The 18,168-nt window shown below is 41.9% G+C and carries 19 protein-coding genes and 1 tRNA gene; 8 read left to right on the top strand and 12 right to left on the bottom strand.

The features are described from left to right. Positions 1–10 precede the first annotated feature (10 nt). From AC04Q1_RS16180 to AC04Q1_RS16165, 4 genes are all read left to right on the top strand, one after another. Entirely contained in the window at positions 11–1,291 is a 1,281-nt protein-coding gene (locus AC04Q1_RS16180; protein WP_478365619.1) for an alkaline phosphatase family protein, read from the top strand. After that, positions 1,288–2,202, top strand: coding sequence for a glycerophosphodiester phosphodiesterase family protein (locus tag AC04Q1_RS16175; protein ID WP_478365618.1), 915 nt, complete (start codon positions 1,288–1,290; stop codon positions 2,200–2,202). Before AC04Q1_RS16180 ends, AC04Q1_RS16175 begins: the two co-directional genes overlap by 4 nt. Positions 2,203–2,462: 260 nt before the next feature. Beyond that, complete coding sequence (locus AC04Q1_RS16170; protein WP_478365617.1) at positions 2,463–3,077, top strand: hypothetical protein; 615 nt, start codon at positions 2,463–2,465, stop codon at positions 3,075–3,077. Between the two features lie 105 nt (positions 3,078–3,182). After that, positions 3,183–3,767, top strand: a complete 585-nt coding sequence (locus AC04Q1_RS16165) for a hypothetical protein (protein WP_478365616.1) — start codon at positions 3,183–3,185, stop codon at positions 3,765–3,767. Between the two features lie 5 nt (positions 3,768–3,772). Here the strand turns inward: AC04Q1_RS16165 and AC04Q1_RS16160 are convergent, their stop codons facing one another. From AC04Q1_RS16160 to AC04Q1_RS16150, 3 genes are all read right to left on the bottom strand, one after another. Beyond that, complete coding sequence (locus AC04Q1_RS16160; RefSeq protein WP_478365615.1) at positions 3,773–4,936, bottom strand: aspartyl protease family protein; 1,164 nt, start codon at positions 4,934–4,936, stop codon at positions 3,773–3,775. A gap of 146 nt (positions 4,937–5,082) precedes the next feature. Continuing rightward, complete coding sequence (locus AC04Q1_RS16155) at positions 5,083–5,577, bottom strand: glycosyl-4,4'-diaponeurosporenoate acyltransferase CrtO family protein (protein WP_478365614.1); 495 nt, start codon at positions 5,575–5,577, stop codon at positions 5,083–5,085. Between the two features lie 57 nt (positions 5,578–5,634). After that, the gene (locus tag AC04Q1_RS16150; protein WP_478365613.1) at positions 5,635–5,982 is read right to left on the bottom strand and encodes a winged helix-turn-helix transcriptional regulator; all 348 of its coding nucleotides are present in this window, start codon (positions 5,980–5,982) and stop codon (positions 5,635–5,637) included. Between the two features lie 105 nt (positions 5,983–6,087). Here AC04Q1_RS16150 and AC04Q1_RS16145 point away from each other — a divergent pair, with 105 nt between their 5' ends. Both AC04Q1_RS16145 and AC04Q1_RS16140 read left to right on the top strand, forming a co-directional pair. Continuing rightward, entirely contained in the window at positions 6,088–6,831 is a 744-nt protein-coding gene (locus tag AC04Q1_RS16145) for an SDR family oxidoreductase (protein ID WP_478365612.1), read from the top strand. Between the two features lie 312 nt (positions 6,832–7,143). Further along, complete coding sequence (locus tag AC04Q1_RS16140) at positions 7,144–7,557, top strand: VOC family protein (RefSeq protein WP_478365611.1); 414 nt, start codon at positions 7,144–7,146, stop codon at positions 7,555–7,557. A 162-nt stretch (positions 7,558–7,719) separates the two neighbouring features. On the opposite strand, the gene AC04Q1_RS16135 is transcribed toward AC04Q1_RS16140, so the two are convergent. The 7 genes from AC04Q1_RS16135 to AC04Q1_RS16105 form a co-directional block, all read right to left on the bottom strand. After that, the gene (locus tag AC04Q1_RS16135; RefSeq protein ID WP_478365610.1) at positions 7,720–8,388 is read right to left on the bottom strand and encodes a hypothetical protein; all 669 of its coding nucleotides are present in this window, start codon (positions 8,386–8,388) and stop codon (positions 7,720–7,722) included. A gap of 73 nt (positions 8,389–8,461) precedes the next feature. Beyond that, positions 8,462–9,115: a hypothetical protein gene (locus AC04Q1_RS16130; RefSeq protein WP_478365609.1), complete on the bottom strand. Its 654-nt coding sequence runs from the start codon at positions 9,113–9,115 to the stop codon at positions 8,462–8,464. A gap of 30 nt (positions 9,116–9,145) precedes the next feature. Next, on the bottom strand, positions 9,146–10,012 hold the full coding sequence (locus tag AC04Q1_RS16125) for a hypothetical protein (RefSeq protein ID WP_478365608.1): 867 nt from the start codon (positions 10,010–10,012) through the stop codon (positions 9,146–9,148). Positions 10,013–10,450: 438 nt separating this feature from the next. Continuing rightward, a complete protein-coding gene (locus AC04Q1_RS16120; RefSeq protein ID WP_478365607.1) occupies positions 10,451–11,623 on the bottom strand; it encodes an aminotransferase class V-fold PLP-dependent enzyme in 1,173 nt (390 codons plus the stop codon). Positions 11,624–11,798: 175 nt separating this feature from the next. Next, on the bottom strand, positions 11,799–12,815 hold the full coding sequence (locus tag AC04Q1_RS16115) for an ABC transporter permease (RefSeq protein WP_478365606.1): 1,017 nt from the start codon (positions 12,813–12,815) through the stop codon (positions 11,799–11,801). Beyond that, positions 12,766–13,773, bottom strand: a complete 1,008-nt coding sequence (locus AC04Q1_RS16110) for an ABC transporter ATP-binding protein (RefSeq protein WP_478365605.1) — start codon at positions 13,771–13,773, stop codon at positions 12,766–12,768. The genes AC04Q1_RS16115 and AC04Q1_RS16110 overlap by 50 nt, the downstream gene beginning before the upstream one ends. A 34-nt stretch (positions 13,774–13,807) precedes the next feature. Continuing rightward, on the bottom strand, positions 13,808–14,662 hold the full coding sequence (locus AC04Q1_RS16105) for a COG1470 family protein (protein WP_478365604.1): 855 nt from the start codon (positions 14,660–14,662) through the stop codon (positions 13,808–13,810). A gap of 699 nt (positions 14,663–15,361) precedes the next feature. Here AC04Q1_RS16105 and AC04Q1_RS16100 point away from each other — a divergent pair. Continuing rightward, positions 15,362–15,508: a hypothetical protein gene (locus AC04Q1_RS16100; RefSeq protein ID WP_478365603.1), complete on the top strand. Its 147-nt coding sequence runs from the start codon at positions 15,362–15,364 to the stop codon at positions 15,506–15,508. Further along, complete coding sequence (locus AC04Q1_RS16095) at positions 15,471–16,019, top strand: DUF6090 family protein (RefSeq protein WP_478365748.1); 549 nt, start codon at positions 15,471–15,473, stop codon at positions 16,017–16,019. Before AC04Q1_RS16100 ends, AC04Q1_RS16095 begins: the two co-directional genes overlap by 38 nt. 303 nt (positions 16,020–16,322) lie before the next feature. Here the strand turns inward: AC04Q1_RS16095 and AC04Q1_RS16090 are convergent. Beyond that, a tRNA-Asn gene (locus AC04Q1_RS16090) sits at positions 16,323–16,396 on the bottom strand. Positions 16,397–16,591: 195 nt separating this feature from the next. Further along, positions 16,592–18,160, bottom strand: a complete 1,569-nt coding sequence (locus tag AC04Q1_RS16085; RefSeq protein WP_478365602.1) for a SusD/RagB family nutrient-binding outer membrane lipoprotein — start codon at positions 18,158–18,160, stop codon at positions 16,592–16,594. Positions 18,161–18,168 lie beyond the last annotated feature (8 nt).

Raw genomic sequence — 18,168 nt, 5'->3', positions numbered from 1 at the left:
AAGTATAAAAATGAAAAAAATCAATTATAACTTCTGCCTGATCGTTACTGCTTTCCTATTCATAACAGCAAGCAATGTACAGGCTCAAACCGACACCCTAGAGCATGTTGCGCAGGACCGGAAAAATGATGCGGCACAGTTAAAAAAACCTTATGTAATTTTAATTTCGGCAGATGGTTTCCGCTATGACTATGCAGAGCGCTACAAAGCAACGCATTTGTTAGCACTTAGCCATGATGGTGTACAGGCAGCATCCATGATCCCAAGTTACCCTTCGGTAACCTTCCCAAACCATTACAGTATCGCAACAGGGATGTACCCTTCGCATCACGGCCTGGTGAACAATAGCTTTCTGGATGAAAAAACAGGAGAAAAATACTCGATGGGTGCAAAAACGAAAGTAAGAGACGGAAAATGGTATGGCGGCACACCGCTTTGGGTACTGGCTGAGCAGCAGCACATGATTGCCGCAAGTATGTTCTGGGTGGGATCAGAAGCAGAGATTAAAGGATTACGCCCAAGCTATTATTACGATTACACCGAACAGATTACGGTTGAAAAAAGAATCAATATCGTTAAAAACTGGCTGAGTCTTCCCGAGGAAAAAAGGCCACACCTCATTACCTTTTACCTTTCAGAACCCGACCATGCTGGACACAGTTACGGGCCCGATGCGGCGCAGACTGAAAAAGCCGTTAAAATGGTCGATTCAGTAATCTTTGCCTTGACCAAAGCCATCGAACCGCTGGGTTTGCCTGTTAATTATGTATTTGTTTCAGATCACGGCATGACTGCTGTAGACCGTGAACATCCGATAGCCACGCCACAGGCCATAGATACCGCTAAATACATCATTGCTTCTTCCGGTACCCTGATGGATATCCATGCCAAAAACAAGGCAGATATTCTGCCATTGTACGAACAGTTAAAAAGCAATGAAAAGGATTACAAAGCTTATTTAAAAACCAATATGCCCGGACATTTTCATTACAGTGCACAAGACGACAGAATGAACCGCATCGGCGATATCCTCCTCGTACCCGAATGGCCAAAGGTATTTTCGAACCGCAAACCGGGCATAGGTCACCACGGCTTTGACCCTTCGGTAGTTAAAGATATGCACGCTACATTTTTGGCGTGGGGACCAGCGTTTAAAAAACAGGTGAAAATCCCATCCTTTGAAAATGTAAATGTATATCCATTAATCGCAAACATTCTCGGTTTAACTTATCAGGAACCGATTGATGGTAAAATCGAGATACTAAAACCCATTTTAAATAACAGACAATGAAAAGATTATTATTGGCAATTGTTGCCGTACTCAGCTTTACTACGGTATACAGTCAGCAATATGCGTTAAAATTTAAAACGGTTGAGGAACTACAGAAATTTATGCAATGGTCTCCTTCCCGATATCCCCTCATTAGTTGCCACCGTGGCGGGCCGGTTGCCGGATTTCCTGAAAATGCCATAGAAACTTTCGCCAATAGTGTAAAATTTCACCCCACCATTATCGAATGCGACGCAGCCTTAACCAAAGATTCGGTCCTGGTTATGATGCATGACGACCGTTTGGAAAGAACATCAAACGGAACAGGTCCGATCGGCGAAAAAACCCTTATCGAATTAAAGGAATTCCGCTTAAAGGATAATGCAGGTACGGTTACCACGTTTCATATACCTACGTTGGATGAGGTATTAAAATGGGGAAAGGATAAGGTAATTTTTACCCTGGATGTCAAAAGAGGCGTGCCTTATCAAAAAATGGTTGAAGCTGTAAGGCGGAATAAAGCAGAGGCTTATAGCATTATGATTACTTATAATGCCGGGCAAGCCGCAGAAGTGCACCGTTTAGCTCCAGAGCTGATGATTTCGGCTTCGATCAGAAGTATTGCGGATCTGGAAAGGCTTAACCAAATGGGCATCCCGAACAACCGTATCGTCGCTTTTGTTGGCACTGCTGCACCAGAAAAAGCCGTATATGATTACCTGCACAGCAAGGGGATCTGGTGTATTTTGGGCACCATGGGCAACCTTGATAAAAGTGCAAAAGCTAAGGGCGATAACCTTTATACAGAACTAATCGAAGATGGTGCAGACATTTTATCAAGTGATAGAAGCATCGAAAGTGCAACTAAATTATTAAAGTATAGCAAGGAAAAAGGATCGGGCACTAAACATCTGGTTGCATCCAAAAAGTAAATGGAAATGATTGATCCTTATGGATAATCCCTATGGGTCAATCATTTTAGATCAAATTAGTGTTTTAACCGTCGTGTTTAAAGATCCAGGTGATAAATATAGTTGAAAAACTATCGTTAGAAGCTAAACTTTACGGATGTTTTGCAGAAAGCAGTTATCAATAACTGCGTTTCCCATTAAATTATCATTTCTCCTGTAGCGTTAATTGACATCCTTGCGTTTAATGAAAAACCATTTGATTTATTAAGCTAAGCTCAGTTATGAAAAACCTATTCATCCTTTTTATCGCCTTTGCATTTGTTTCCTGTAAAAAAGAACCGGTATATGGCCCACTGAAACTAAAAAACGGACAGGAAGTAGAACTCATCGTCGATCACCGCTATGGTGCAGACCAGGAAAAACTTTTAAAGTTTCCTGAAAATATACCCGCTGAAGCTTACCTTGAGGGATTTGATACAAGAGAGCCAGGCTACACTTACCATATTAAAGCCAGGTTTAAGCGTGATGAAGTGCCAGTAGAGGATGGTCCAGAATATTCCTTTGTATTCGAAAAGGTCATTAACAAAGTGCAGTATAAAGGAAATGAATCCTTCAGCATACAGCTCATTACCTCATACATACCCGGCGGACAAGTGATCAGACTGGGCAAGACGGGAAGCGAATATAGTTTCATTCCAGATAAAATACAGCTCAGTTTTGCAAACAGCACTATTCAAAACCAGCTGGAAGAAATCTGGTTGAATGCACAGGAAATACGTGCCAACCAGCAGAACTACCAGGAACCAAAATGGAAGGCCATTAAAGCTACCGTTACGCACGACCCGCAGAAATTCGGAAAAGCATATTTGGTGCAGCAGATACAGTTTGTTAATTAGATAGCGCTTCGGCTTCGTTCAGGATGATAAAATGGCAATAGTTCACCCTTTATCAATTAAAACAAAAACCTGATATTTCGGGTTAGCTTTTAATAATGTACCTAAATGTATCAAGAGGACGGAGATAAAATCAGCACGGCCACCGCAGCAGAATTGGCAAACTGGGTGGCAAACCAACATTCGGGGCAGCTCATTAGAAAAACAAATACCCCCTATTTTAATCATCTGATTACCGTTGCCTCAATGGCCAAACCGGCAACAAGATTGGGTTATGAAATTGGGCTCTGCCATGATCTGTTAGAAGATACTGACACCACCAGTGAAGAACTACTGCAAGCCTTACTCGGTTTTGGTTATTCGGAACCCGATGCGCATGAAATTACGGTCAGTGTGCTTGAGCTAACGGATTTTTATACCAAAAAAGCTTATCCTGATCTCAGTAAGGCAAAACGGAAAAAACTGGAGAGCGAACGACTTTTAAGTATCAGTGCTTCTGCGCAGACCGTAAAGTATGCCGATTTAATGGATAACATCGGCTGGATGCTTGTTCACGATCTAAAACATGCCAAAAAATACCTGAAAAAAAAGCGCTTGTTGCTCGGCAGCTTAAACCGTGGCGACAATCAACTGCGCCAGCTGGCCTTAAAATTAATAGATAAAAGTTTATTGGCCCTTAAACAAGATCTGTAAAAAGATTAAGCGCCACTCTTCTTTTGGTCTGCATAGGCTACCTCATACAGGTGATTGGGTTTTAAATAAATCACATCATTTTGAAAATCGAAAACGGTATTGAACCTTTTCAGAATGTCGGTTCCTAAATAATGAACGTTCACACCCGGCATGGGCTTGCCCTGTTCCATCACCTGTGCCGGAACATCTTTCAGCTCGAAATGACCGATCTTTAAACTTTGCAATTTTACCGTGGTTACAGGCACTTCGTTCCCCCTTGTACCATGCATCATCACCTTTTTAATTACCTCCATCTCTTCTGTCGGAAACTTCATCTCCCGCAACAAATCGTTATCCAGCATTGCAGTACGCTGATAACCCAGATCAAAGAAAAACAGGCTTTTATTTTTAGTTCTGCCTTGCAAGATTTCACTTTCTATAAAAGGTTTATTCCTGATGTAAGTGATCTTGAATTTGCTGTATTGTTTATCCTGTAAAATCTGTTTAGGCATCACAGAATGCACCATCATTTTGTTCTGGTCGTAATCAAGCGCTACAATCATACCGTCAAATATATCCCATCCCAGCAGGCCGTCTGTTTCGTTGCCCGCCAATTCGATATCATAAATTTTGCTTTTATAGGTCTGGCTTCCAATCTTGATCCCATATTCGGTATTATAAAGTTTAGGTTTAGACTTTACTTTTTGTTTCAGCGCAGCAGTGGTGAGGTCTATTTCCGTGGCTCCCGAATCAAAATTCAACAACAGGGAATCGGTTCCGTTAAAAACGACCGGTAAAAAGTTAGTGTTGTACTTATTTACAAAAAAGGGAATTGAATCGTGAACTTCGGGCGATACCTTACTAAAGTTTTTTAACTCCGGACATACAATCCGGGTACGGCACGAATCTTTGCCGTTTAACAAAACAATAAATTCCTTTTGCTCTCCGGGCCCTATTCTAAAAACAATAGAATCGATATCCGTTTTGAATTTGATGTTACTCGATTTGGTTATTTTGCCGGTTGTAAATACATCTAACTTTAACTTGGGGTTGATGTACCAGTTCGATGAGGCGTTATGTTCTTCGTAAAATTTTGCCAAACCAGCTCCTGCTTTTACAAGAGGCAATTTCTTTTGAGCGACACCGCAAAAGGGAAGTAAAACAGCTAAGATACTTAAGATTCGTTTCATGTTAAGGGCTCAATTTAGATGGAATGGTAAACCAAAACTAAAGATATAAAGATTTATAAGAATGGAGAAGGGGGTAAAGACCCAGCACAAGCCTTTCAATACTTTTCTCCTGAAAAAAATACTTGAAAAACAAAACAATATTGCAATCAGCCATTAACCAGATCGCGATGGCCTGCCCTAAGTGCGGTAATTTTATGATATTGATCTATCCTTCTTTTATTTTGCTGTTGTAGCAATGAGGGGTACAGATTCATTATGATGTTTACCAGCAAAATGATCAAAGCAAAGCCATAATTGCCATTGATCAGTTTAATTAGCACAAAAACCATTACAAAGCAAAAACCAATTAAATGGCCAATTTCGGCAATTGTCATTTCATTCCGCAGATCCGCTAATGCTGTGATCTTAATCTTTTTTTTCAGCGACAGCTTAGGATTAAAATATTTAAAAATAGAATGGATAATAACCCATTTAAAGAGGTTTATTCCAATATATGTATTCAGGTTTTCATTGCGAATAAAATTGAGATGGGAAAGTTTCTGATGGTAATACGGCGTTTTGATTAAAACAGCATTTAAAATGATCCCTACGATCCAGGAAATAAAGGAGATAGCAATGCCAAAAGTCAGGTATTTAATCATGGTTTTTATTGCTTGAGCGAAATCTAATAGAAACAATTTAGGTTGTGAGATACATCTTTATTTACCACTAATCACTTTACGGTGCGCCAATCCCCAAGCGGTGAGGTTGTTGATAATCGTTTTCAACGACATCCCATATTCTGATAATTGATACTGAACAGAAATAGGCTGGGTATCTAATACCGTCCGGTTTACCAGTTTATTGATCTCCAGCTCCTTTAATTCCTTACTCAGCATTTTGTTTGATATTCCTGGTACATCATTCAAAATGTCAGAAAATCTTCTTTTGTTGTAATAGCAAATAGAGGAAATGATGGATATTTTCCATTTTCCGCTCAGCACGTCCATCGCATCGTGGACCGCCATGATTTCTTTTTTGTGCCCTAACTGGCAATGATCTTCCATAATAAGTTACTTTGTTACCCGAAAGTTACTGTTACTTTTTGTTACAAAGTAACTAAAATAAATTGATTCGTGATAACTTTACAGCGTAAACAATTTAAAATAATCATGGACTTTAAAAATAAAAACGTCGTTATTACCGGAGGAACTACCGGAATTGGATTAGCTACCGCAAAAGCATTTATTGATGCAGGGGCAAATGTATTGATCACCGGTAGAAATGCCGGCAATTTACAGAAAGCAAGCGCTGAAATCGATCACCCAAATTTGAACACGGTGGTAGCCGACACCTCAAAACTTGCGGATATTGCTATCCTTGAAAAAGCAATCGCCGAAAGCGGAAACAAGGTAGATGTTCTTTTTCTAAATGCCGGAATCGCGACATTCGAACCGATAGAAAAAGTGACCGAGGAAAATTTCGACGCACAATTTAACACCAATGTAAAAGGGCATTTTTTCACCCTGCAAAAGTTACTTCCACATTTGGCAGATGGCGCAGCCGTATTGTTCACCTCTTCAACAGTGGCAACAGCTGCAAATTTAGGTGCAAGCGTATATTCTGCAACTAAAGGGGCCTTGAATAAAATAGCCCAGATCGCAGCAAACGAACTGGCGGGCAGAAAGATCCGTGTAAATTTGATTAGTCCGGGACCGGTGGCCACACCGGGCTTAGAAAACGCTGTACCCGCAGAAGCAAAAGAATTTTTAGCTGGTGCTACTGCGCTGCAAAGGTTGGGCCACCCCGATGAAATTGCCAAAACAGTATTGTTCCTGGCCTCTGATGATGCAAGCTTTATCACGGGAACAGAGATTGTAGCTGATGGTGGTTATCTTAACTATGCGTTAAAATAAGTCTCTACATAGAAAGCGGTAAATGCCGCTTTCTATGTAATTTAATCATCCCCTATTGGCACCATTCTCCTACCTGACATTAATAAAATCCAATAATGAAGTCGTAGGGTGCCAAAAATAACAGCGCATTAAGATTCCAGTATAAGCGAGAATGACGACTGTGTTATAGCCATGCTCCAAATTGAGAGCTTTGCGCGCACCCATACTCCCTATACCTCATCCGTCGCATATCACCCCTTAACTTGTCGTTTTTGCACGTTTGTCCAGATAGGCTGTTGCTGTATCTTTGAGTAAACTAAATCATTAAACAACATGGCAACTCAAATTTTTGTGAACCTATCCGTTAGCGACCTAAACAAGTCGGTAGAATTTTTTACCAAACTCGGTTATACCTTTAACCCAAAATTTACCGACGAAAAAGCAACCTGTATGATCATCAGCGATACCATTTATGTGATGCTCCTCACCAGAACCTTTTTCCAAACCTTTACCGAAAAAGAAATTGTTGATGCCCACAAGGCGATAGAAACCTCTATTGCCATATCGGCCGAGAGCAAAGATGCGGTTAACGAAATGGTAGACAAAGCCGTAGCTGCTGGAGCCACCATCCCGAATCCGGCTACCGATTACGGTTTCATGTACCAACACAGTTTCGATGATCTGGATGGCCACCATTGGGAATATGTATGGATGGATCCAAACGGCATGCCTGAGCATCAGGGATAGTGATGATCGTATTTTATAGCAATATAAAGGGCAAGCACGAAAATCCGCTGCTTGCCCTTTTTATGGATTTCTATATCTGATTTTCCAATATTAAGGCTGATATAATATCGTTTTTAGTTCTTACTTAACGTAATAGTCATGCTAACCGCTTAACGAAGTTTTTTATTCCTTGAATCTGAATATTCCCTCCAGTTCTTTCTGATAAGGTTTCAGATTTCTTTTACCTTCATCTGTGTAGAGTGCGAAAAGATAGATTACACCTCTACGCTTCTTTGCAATACACAACACCTCAAGATTATTGAATTTACCATGATAATAGTCCTTGGGATCTAACTTTATCGAATACGATAGAACAGAGTCGGCATTAAAAAACTTTCTTGCCTGTTCCAAAGTGCCACACTTGACAAACGATCTCCAACGCATGGCAGCATCCTCTCTTAAAGATTCTTTGATGTTCCCTTTGATATTCGCCTCATGCATCCAATCCAAAGTCTTTATCTTGTTGGGGGAAATTTTGGAGATAAAAACAGAGTCTTCCGGACTTAAAGGTTTATACAGAGTGGTGAACAGAAAAAATTGTTTGTCTTTAGATTCAAATTGACTGTATGCACAAGTAATGAGGGCGTTAAGCTTGGGATAGGCCTTGAAACATTCGCTCATACGGATCTCTTTAAGACCAACTGGTTTATTGTATTCAACCCTCATCACCTCTAAAAGGTTCATTGGAGGTCCCACTAGAATAACCGGCGGACCAGACTGACCATAGCCAGAAATAGAGACCAGGCTGAAAAGGAAAAATAAACAGGTTTTTACAATTTCTTTTATATTCATTATAACATTTAAGTATTCCAAAAGCTTATTAAATAGGATCTTTTTTTGAGGGCGGTCTCCCCGCTTCTCAACACTACCTTTTAGTAAATACGAGCTCGGTGTCTGCTGTACTTTGCAGTATCAGTTTCTTCTCTTCCAATTTAATTATCCGGTAAACCTCAATATGTGGTGGCTCGATCAGGGTGTGCTGTGGCTTAAGCTCAACAAAAATATCACTTCTCTTGCCCTGTAATTTATCAAAGGGAATGACCACCTGGTTATAACCTATAAAATCAATGGTGAGATAGCCAATTTTTTCTTGTTTACGCACCTGCAAACTGGCTTTCCCTTCTGAAACCGCATCTGCGGCGTAAATAATTTTGAAGTCCTGATCCCTTAAAGCAACTAGTGAACCGTTTAGTGGCGCTTTTCCATCAAATATCTGAGTATAAATATGCGTGTATCCATAACGGGCTTCCTCAGAACTGATTTTATAAAGGGAAGAATCTTTATCTTCCAATTTAAAATACGTGAGGTAAAGGCTATCGTTTTTTATTTTAAATGAACCTGCTCCGTATTTACCACCCACATGCCCGGTTGATTGATCAGTAAAACCCGAAGTGTTAAAAGTTAGCGTCCGTACGCCACTATCAAAGCCCGGAACATACACATACGTGCCTTTTATTTGTGCAAATGAAATTGCTGTTGTTAAAAACAGCATCATGGTAAGCGTGTACCTGTTTAGCATATTAACTTTTTATGATTTTACAAACTAACACTATTCCGAGAATTTAATCTTCTTTCTATATTCTTTTTTAATCTCAATCAATATTACTCCATTGGCGCCTCTGCTACCATACAATGCGGTTGCGCTAGCATCTTTTAATATTTCTATTTTTTCGATCCAATCAGGAGATATTTCACCCATTTTGGCAGGATCGAGGACACAGCTTTTATTACCCGCCAAGACATAGTAAAGCGGCTTCTGAATTGGCGATATCGTGGAGATACCCCCCAGCATGATCCTCCGCTCAGCACCTAACCTTACCACCATTTTGTTATTGAGATAAATCTCTGCATTCGAAAAGCCTGGTAAATTAAAAACGAATTTAGCTAAGGTATCTCTATCGGGTAGACTGAGTTCAAATGTGCCGGTTGTATCTGTTACCGCCAGCACCTTTTCTTCTCCCTTTTTCCTGATCTCCACCCCACCTAAGGGATGGCCATTTACCTGATTCAGGACCTTTCCGGTGATGATGGTATCTAAAGGAGGTAAGGCATTTGACAATTCTAGTGGCACTGAAGAAGATTTAGGATGTTGATCGCTTTGCACGACAGCAGGTTTTAAATGTTGCGCCTGGGCCGGGCTAACAACCAATGCAGTAAAAGCAAATGGCACCAGCCATTGCCAGTTCAGTTTTGACGAAGGCAAAACAAGCTCCCGGTTTAACTGACTATCAAGCAAACGGCCACATACATTGTCACTCTTATTTTTGAAGAACTGAATTAACTCCTGATCGGATTTAGCGGTAAGATCCACAATATTTTTTTCGCAACGGCTACAGTGGTGGTTTCCATCCGGGCGTTCGATATCGCTCCACTGCTGTGTACAGGGGTTAGTGAGTACTAATTGTAGACTTTTCATGCTTTAGGTTTCTTAGAAAGATGCAATAAAGCACAGGATTCCATAATATTAATCTGGTCTTAGCGAGACGCTAAGACCAGTTAAGAGCAATCTGTACCTGAGATTATCAAAAAAGGGATACAGTGGGCTTTATGTAGCCAGGCACCATGCTTTTTCGGAGATAAAGGCTTACAGCCCCAAATTACAGATGTATCCAAACTTACGATTTGGAAAAATCGTGTTGGACCTGCCTATCGAAAGATAAAAGGACCTTAACTATAGATTATTGATGCAGCCTATGCCAGAATTGTTAAAACCGTGATCTACCGTGATATCCCCATTTGGGAGAAGGCTTCGTCGAAAGCCTCTCCGACTGCGCGGGGATGATGATATGAAAGGGAAACCGATTTACCAGCATTGCGTTGAGCGTTTGGCATCTTAACTATCCAAGCTGACGCTTTATAAATTCTCAACCGCTTTAATAAATGTTTTGATTTCTTCCTCTGTATTGTAATAGTGGGGCGAAACCCGTACCACCCAGTCTACATTTTTTTCAGCAAAATCAATAATCGCATTCGATTTAGCAGTGGTGTAGATGTGTATATGCTGATCGGTAAAATATTTCTTGGTTTCCATCTCCCGTCGTTTTCCACAGCTGAAAGTTAGGATACTACCCTGCTTTTTACCCCTATCCTGAAGCTTGATAAAATCGATTTGCGAAAGCCCTGCCTTTAAAGTATCCGTCAGACTCTTATTCCTCGATGCGATCTGATCAATCCCGATGTCCAGCAAGTAACGCAAGGCTTCACTGCTGCCCATCATCAATGAATAAGCCGTTTCCCAGTCTTCGAAACGCTTGGCATCTTTCCGTGGGCTGTATTGGTCTGCGGCTGTCCATTCCGCTCCACGCAGATCGATAAACATCGGCTCAAACCCTGCTTTAAGTGCTTTGTCCGACACATATAAGATTCCCGCTCCCCTTGGACCACGGAGGAATTTCCGAAAAGTGCCACTGATAAAATCGGCACCGGTGGCTACGGCATCAACCTTTAACTGGCCCAACGACTGACAGGCATCCAGCAGATACAGCACATCATACTTCTTCACGATCTGCCCGATTTCTTCAACAGGTTGGATCAAACCTGAACTCGTAGGGATATGCGTTACAGAAAGCAACCGCGGCTGGTAACGGATGATCTTATCTTCGAGATCGCCGAGATCAATTTCTCCGGTTTCGGTATTGGCCACACGCACAACTTTAATCCCGAATCTGTGCTGTAAGGAGAGCAACACGATAAAATTTGAGGGATAGTCGTTTTCAGTCACCAGGATAACGTCTCCAGCCTTAAAGGAGACCGACGATAAGGCCCGGTTATAACTGTCGGTCGCATTAGTGGTAAAGGCGATATTCCCGCTTTTACAATGAAGCAGCTGCGCACCGTAATCATAAAAAAGATCAAGCTCAGCGCGCCTTCGATCGGCCGTTTCATAACCGCCATGCAGTTCTTCTTCGGTAATATAATCGCGAATCGCATCGGCAACTGTTTGTGGCATTAATGCCGCACCCGCATTGTTAAAATGTATGGCGTTCCCGCTACCTAAGGTCTGTTTTCTGATGAGTTGTATATCCATGATCAGTATGATTTAGAACCCGTAAACAAGCAAAATACCTTATCATTTGCCTGCCAACCGGCTTCCTCAATAAAAACTAACACCTTTCTTCCAATTCTGTTTTCAATACTTTAAGCTTGACCTGAATTACGCCACATCACAGAAAAGGGGACATGGGCAACAAACGCTTTAATTGTTAGCTCCTGATCTCCCGGCGCATAAACAGATAATAGGCAAAGGCAAAACACGCAATGCTACAGGCAATCATTCCACTGAGCTGTGGCCAGACAATCATCAGGCTTTCTTTTAAGGGCAGCGGTGCTGGTATGGCTCCCGAAAGCTGTTCCATATTCATCGGCCCAAGACTACGGATAGATGGCATCAGCAGTGTGGTAGCAGCATCACTATATAGTTGGTTTGGCGCAATGCGCAAGATATCCATGATGAGTTCGTTATAACGCATGATTTGCCCCTGGGTAAGGTAAGCGGGATCAGGAAGAAAGGCCCTGATGATGAGGTTTACCAAAATCGGGTAGAATACAGTGAAGAACAGCCAGATACCCAGGGCGCTCAATGCCGAAGTGGCCGCCTGCCGGAAGGCAATGGACAGCAATATTGACAGACTTAGGTAAAAAGCTACGTACAAAATGGTGGTGAGTGCAAAACTTAGGATCCGCATCAACTCCTGTGGCTCGATTCTTACCCCGGTGATAAAGAGCCCACCACCGATCATAAGCAAGGTAAGTGAAACGAACAGCGTGCCGATGATCAGCATCGCACTATAGAATTTTGCCAGCAGAATGTTATCGCGGTAAATGGGCTGCGCCAGCAATCTGGTCAGGGTGCCGCTGTTCTGTTCCGAATTGATTGCATCAAACCCCATGCTGATCCCCAATAATGGCGCCAGAAAACTGAGCAGCACGTGGAAGGGCGGCATCGAACCGTCGGTGGTACTGAGCAGTTTCAGGTATAAAAAGGCATGGTCTGGGTCTCCCGTATTGGTAAAAGCATTTTTGATGTTGCCCATCGAGATGTAAAGCGAAGCCGCAAAGGTTAATATCACCAGTGCCAGCAGCAAAATGAAACGCCAGCTCCGCAAATGATCGGCTACCTCCTTATGCACCATTACCTTAAAGGGGCTCTTTTGTTTTGCTGAGCTCAGACTATTTTTTTCTGCCGCGCTTGAATATGCTGTTGGGGATGCTGCTTTCATGGTCTGTTGTGTTGTTAGAACTGCTTTCAAAATATTTCTGATAGATTTCATCCAGGCCGTAAGCCTTTTGGGTAACCCGCTGGATGTCTGCTCCACTCTCAATAAGTGTACGGACGAGCCCCGGCGTAATGTTTTCGGTACTGCTGAAGGTTAATAGATCTCCTGAAATACTCAAATGGGTAACCTTTGGCCACTTTGAGAATTTCTGCTGTAAACCATCTGCATCAGCCGGTGGCTGAGTCAATTGAATAACGGTTTGTATACCCGCATTGTTGAAAAGCTCCTCCGTGAGCGTAGCAAGGTTGCCCTGCGCCAATAGTTTTCCGGCCACGAATATGCCTACCCGATCGCATACCTGTTGTACGTGATGGAGGTGATGTGAGGATAACAGCACCGTTAATCCCTGCTCCTCTTTTAAACGTTTAATCAGCTCCAGAAATTCGCGCACCCCGGTGGGATCGATGCCCAGTGTAGGTTCATCCAATATTATCACTTCGGGATCCTTGATGAGTACTTCTGCAAGTCCCAGCCTTTGTTTCATGCCCCGCGAATAGGTAGCAGTTTGCTGATATGCGGCACCTTTTAGTCCAACAATATCCAGTACAGTTAATGCATGCTCAATTATCCCCTCTTCTTCGAGTCCATTAAGCCTGGCCATATACAGCAGATTTTCGAGCCCGGTCATATGCGGATAAAAACCTACATTGTCGGGCATATAGCCTACTTTCCGCTTTACGGCTATGGGATTTCGGGTAGCATCATATCCGCACACTGTGGCCTTACCACTGTCGGGCTCGGTGAGTCCGAGCATCATCAATATGCTGGTGGTTTTCCCTGCACCATTAGGCCCGAGCAGGCCAAAAATCTCACCCCGGTAAATGTCCAGATCAAGTCTATCCACTGCCTTATGGCTGCCATAGTTTTTCACCAGGCCTCTTAAATTTATAATCGGTTCCATCTGCTCTTCAATAAGATTTTAGCTGAAAGATGGATTATCGTCTGCCGTATTTGCGGATCAGCACATACACCGCCGCAATGGCGATCAGGACCACAAAAATACCAATCCATCCCGACAGTATTGAAGTTTTGACAAAGATGCGAAACGCAGCCTGACCAGTAGCATTATTGCCACTAAGGTTAAAAGTAGCGGCATAATCTCCCGCTATCGTTTTATCCGGAACCTTGAGCGATGCCTTTACGGTGATCTTTTTGCCGCCCTCGAGTTTGGCTATTTTGCTTGGCTCAAAACTGACCTCCCAACCTGCAGGCAATTGAGAAGTAATTTCAAGTTCGCTTAGTGGAAGGGTCCCGGTATTGCGTACCTCCAGCTCAATATCCTTATGGACACCCGAGGTAACCTCTTCGCTGAGTCTTCCGCTTGCTGTGCTGATAGTGGAGCCGTAATTTCCTTTTACCACTGCTTCGAGTTGCAATGATAGGGTTTGGGTAGCAGATGTGGCCTTAAACGGGATAATGTATTTCCGGGCTGCCGCAGTACTGGTGGCGGTAATCTCTACCGCAATCTCCTGGGTTTTGCCGGCTTCCATATTCACCGAAGTGACCTGGCTGCCTTCTATCTTGTAGCTTACCTGCCACCCCATCGGAAGATCGGCTTTGAGTTCGTAAAGCTGGGCCGATGCTGTTCCGTTGCGGAGTGTGACCGAAAACCGGAAAGGCTCATTGGTGGCCGATTCGATATTGATCAGCTTTGCGCTCAGGTTTGATGGCCCGCTCTGGACATTTGTTTGTTGTGCAATAGCGGACACTGCTATTGAAATGGTGCTTAGTAATAAAAGCGCGCCAAAAAGTTTTTTGCGCAGGGCGTTGTGTAATGATTTTGTTGACATGATCTAAACCAAAAATTTTAATAATTGCTCTAAAAAATGCTTTCTGATTGTTTATCTGATTAGATTTCAAAACAAAAAAAAGGAATGATTTTTTCAAAATCCTTTAACATTTTTTAACAATTGGAATGAATATGGAAAAGAACCTTATGCGCGAGCTGAATATTACCTACTACGGTAAGGATTGATCCTGCAACTGCCAGACATAGCGCCGACTTACTGCCTGTATTCTCCTGGCTTCATGTGCTATCAAAAACCTTATCAAGATTATCTCATGTCCGCAGCAAGTCTGCATTTTGTTGGTAAACTGCGGAGTATCCATGAATGAAAATTTCATACACCGTTAACTTGTCAGCTACCAGGGATTAATTTATGCTGACGAACAAGGACAGTAATTCCAGTTGCCGTTTATTGATATAAACCTGGTGCGATCGAAGGTTAATTTTGATACGATATAGATATTTTACTCTGTAAAAGCACTTTGACAGACCCTATTAGAGCCAATTTTAGGCAAACTGATGTTTTCAAATGGGAAGGCCTTAAAAAGACCAAAACAAATGGGACAGAATATTTGGCACAAAAATGAATAGATAATTTCCTGAAATACAATGCACAATCTTTTTTATACTGCGCGATGCATTTAATTATTTGTTTTTATATCTTTAAATGAAGAATCTTTTTTAGTCGCTAATTAAAAATATTATGGCAGATCAGGAAGTCATTAAACATGTTAAAAAAACACATCAAATCTTGACCAGCAAAGAGCATAGTTTGTGGCACAAGGTAGGAGAGTTTATTTTAGAAATCATTAATTGTTTTTGCGCTAAGCTTATCGCTATGGCTACATGAATGGAGCGAGCACCGGCACAAGCAAAAGGAAGTCAGGGAATTTATGTCTGATCTTAAAATAGAAATAAATAAGATGCTTGGAGAAAAGCAATTAGAAATTAGCGAGTTATCGACTATAGACCAAAAAATAAAAAATATTACGAATACCGACCAAATCACGAAGATTATCACTGGGAAATATACATTTTTTAACATGAATTCCAGTTTTGAAGGATTTAACTCTAGCGGGAAGATCGCCTTCATAGAAGATAGCAGCTTGCGGAACGCAATTCTAAAATATTATCAGGATTTACTTCCTGCAGTCAATACAGCAAAAAAAAGGATGGAAGAATCTAAGAAAAAAATCCTGTATGAAATCAGTTCGCATCCGGAAGGCTTCACTGGGACTAAATTATACCGATATCTCTATAGTGATTATATCATGTTGGTCAACGGGTATACACTTATGGCAACAACCTCTATTAAAACTGGGAAAGACATTGTAAATCGGATCAAAAAGCTGGAGAAATAAGTTAAATTAAAAGAAAACAGGTAAACGGAGGGCTTTGTCTGCAGCATTATTTGCCGGGCTTCTTCGGATACGCTCAGGATAAAATCTAGCCCGGCCCTAAACGCAAAAAAACCAAAAATTCGTTGCGGGTTTTGGCTCCTCTGCGGGGCTTCCCGAAGTATTGGGATCTTAACCTTAGCGACCTTTATAATCCCGATCATTCGGCTGAATAATCCCGCACGTGCGGGACGCTAGCACAGCTGAGCTAACGAAAACTTTATTAACAAAAAAGCCTTACAAAGATGTTGTAAGGCTTTCAATCTGCTCCCTCTGCTGGGCTCGAACCAGCGACCCTCTGATTAACAGTCAGATGCTCTAACCAGCTGAGCTAAGAAGGAGTACTGGTCGTTTCCTAAAACGGGGCTGATGTTACTTTGCGGCAACCTGAGCCTTGTTCGTTTTGGGAGTGCAATATTAGCGCTTTAAAATTATTTATCCAAAAATAAAATCAATTATTATCAAAGAAAACGATCCCCCTTTTGCGGAGGAGGACCGTTTCACTAATTTCAAACTGACTATCAGATCATTAACAATTATGGTTTAACAATCCATGGTGACTGATTAATATCGTCAGTTCCGTTAAATTGACGGAGCAGGGCCTGTTTGAGGTTCTCGCCGTTAGTTGTTCTTTCGATATCAGGGTACTGAAAACGTTTAGGGATCCTGTTGCTGTTACCCACACCCGGACCTACATCAAAAGTTGGCACACCAGTTCTGCGGTACTGATAATAGGCTTCGAAACCCGAATTACGGAAATAAGAGAGGTATTTTTGCATCAGGATCTGTTTTAAACCATCGGCGGTATTACCGGCATACTTAACCATTGCCTGTGCGTAATAATCGTTCTCGAAAGAAAAATTAATATTGAAGTTTTCAAATTCGCCAAGTTTCCCATCCTTTTTAAGAAAAGTAACCACATTTACACCATCTTTTATTCCATAAAAACCAATAGAAGCCTGGATCCCTTTTTTGTACCAGCTTTCGGCATCGCCGGTAGCCCAGCCACGGTTAATGCCTTCTGCCTTGATAAAACACAATTCAGGATAAGCGATGATAAAGGTATTTTCGGCGGTATAACCACTATAGTAACGGTAACGGCCAATCAATGAATACAAGCCTTTCTGCACTTTATCCAACATTACTCCCTGATCTTCGCCCGTAGGTGCACCTATAAAATTGCGGTAATCGGTAATCGCATAACCATTGGCTTCTGCGATACCTCTTGCCGGCTCAGCTACCATATAGGCCCGGGGGTCTTGTAGGCCCGAAAGCGTATTTAAATATGTGCCCGCCATATTGTAACGTAAGGCATCGTTACCAAAATTGTCTTTATTGTTAGGATATTTGTTAAAACTTTCATTGTACACAAACTGCAGGTTATCGGCCATACTGTCCATCACCGGATATTTGGTCGGGTTGCCCAACACCGCGGCAAATTGTTGTTTTACCTGTAAGTCGGCATCATCTGCTTTAGTGCTCAAATTAACCAAAGTCCGCAATTTAAAGGTATTCACTACCTTTTGCCAGGCTACCAGGTCGTTTTTCAGATAGATATCGCCTTTTAGCTCTTTATTGCCTGCAACAATTAAACCGGTCAAATCATTGTTAGCCTCTTCCAACCATGTTAAGGATTGTTTGAAAATATCCTTTTGGGTATCGTACTTTGGTGTTAAGTTGGCAAAACCCTTTAACGCTTCTGTCATAGGCAAATCGCCAACTTTCAAACTCATTCTCACAAAGTAATAGGCTTTAAAGAATTTAGCCAGCGCCAGGTAAGGTTTAGCCACTGCACCACCCAAACGGTTGGCCTCTTCTTCCATTTTCACCACATTTTTCAAGGTGGTATAATCTAACGAAGCGCCTGTCCAATCGTAGTTATTGGTTGCATAATAGTAGTAGTTGGCTGCAGTATACTGGTTCCACCTTTCTGAGCCCGAAAACGGAGCCTCGTACATATCGAACAAAATACCGTTCAACAACAAGTTTGGCGGAACAGTTTCGGCCTGGTTGGGGTTTTTGAAGTTGTCTTCAAATTCTTTCTTACATCCGCCGCAAACTGCCACGATAATGAAAAGAAAAAGGATTTTATATATTGATTTCATCTCTTTAT

Source organism: Pedobacter humicola (genome assembly GCF_056490705.1).
This window is presented reverse-complemented; position numbering and strand designations above follow the sequence as displayed.

Excerpts from the sequence above, each read along its gene's own strand:
- AC04Q1_RS16130 (WP_478365609.1), bottom strand. The coding sequence starts at position 9,115 with ATGCTAAACAGGTACACGCTTACCATGATGCTGTTTTTAACAACAGCA.
- AC04Q1_RS16160 (WP_478365615.1), bottom strand. The coding sequence starts at position 4,936 with ATGAAACGAATCTTAAGTATCTTAGCTGTTTTACTTCCCTTTTGCGGT.
- AC04Q1_RS16100 (WP_478365603.1), top strand. The coding sequence starts at position 15,362 with ATGGCAGATCAGGAAGTCATTAAACATGTTAAAAAAACACATCAAATC.
- AC04Q1_RS16150 (WP_478365613.1), bottom strand. The coding sequence starts at position 5,982 with ATGGAAGATCATTGCCAGTTAGGGCACAAAAAAGAAATCATGGCGGTC.
- AC04Q1_RS16135 (WP_478365610.1), bottom strand. The coding sequence starts at position 8,388 with ATGAATATAAAAGAAATTGTAAAAACCTGTTTATTTTTCCTTTTCAGC.
- AC04Q1_RS16115 (WP_478365606.1), bottom strand. The coding sequence starts at position 12,815 with ATGAAAGCAGCATCCCCAACAGCATATTCAAGCGCGGCAGAAAAAAAT.
- AC04Q1_RS16175 (WP_478365618.1), top strand. The coding sequence starts at position 1,288 with ATGAAAAGATTATTATTGGCAATTGTTGCCGTACTCAGCTTTACTACG.
- AC04Q1_RS16120 (WP_478365607.1), bottom strand. The coding sequence starts at position 11,623 with ATGGATATACAACTCATCAGAAAACAGACCTTAGGTAGCGGGAACGCC.
- AC04Q1_RS16105 (WP_478365604.1), bottom strand. The coding sequence starts at position 14,662 with ATGTCAACAAAATCATTACACAACGCCCTGCGCAAAAAACTTTTTGGC.
- AC04Q1_RS16125 (WP_478365608.1), bottom strand. The coding sequence starts at position 10,012 with ATGAAAAGTCTACAATTAGTACTCACTAACCCCTGTACACAGCAGTGG.
- AC04Q1_RS16140 (WP_478365611.1), top strand. The coding sequence starts at position 7,144 with ATGGCAACTCAAATTTTTGTGAACCTATCCGTTAGCGACCTAAACAAG.
- AC04Q1_RS16110 (WP_478365605.1), bottom strand. The coding sequence starts at position 13,773 with ATGGAACCGATTATAAATTTAAGAGGCCTGGTGAAAAACTATGGCAGC.
- AC04Q1_RS16085 (WP_478365602.1), bottom strand. The coding sequence starts at position 18,160 with ATGAAATCAATATATAAAATCCTTTTTCTTTTCATTATCGTGGCAGTT.
- AC04Q1_RS16145 (WP_478365612.1), top strand. The coding sequence starts at position 6,088 with ATGGACTTTAAAAATAAAAACGTCGTTATTACCGGAGGAACTACCGGA.
- AC04Q1_RS16165 (WP_478365616.1), top strand. The coding sequence starts at position 3,183 with ATGTATCAAGAGGACGGAGATAAAATCAGCACGGCCACCGCAGCAGAA.
- AC04Q1_RS16170 (WP_478365617.1), top strand. The coding sequence starts at position 2,463 with ATGAAAAACCTATTCATCCTTTTTATCGCCTTTGCATTTGTTTCCTGT.
- AC04Q1_RS16155 (WP_478365614.1), bottom strand. The coding sequence starts at position 5,577 with ATGATTAAATACCTGACTTTTGGCATTGCTATCTCCTTTATTTCCTGG.
- AC04Q1_RS16180 (WP_478365619.1), top strand. The coding sequence starts at position 11 with ATGAAAAAAATCAATTATAACTTCTGCCTGATCGTTACTGCTTTCCTA.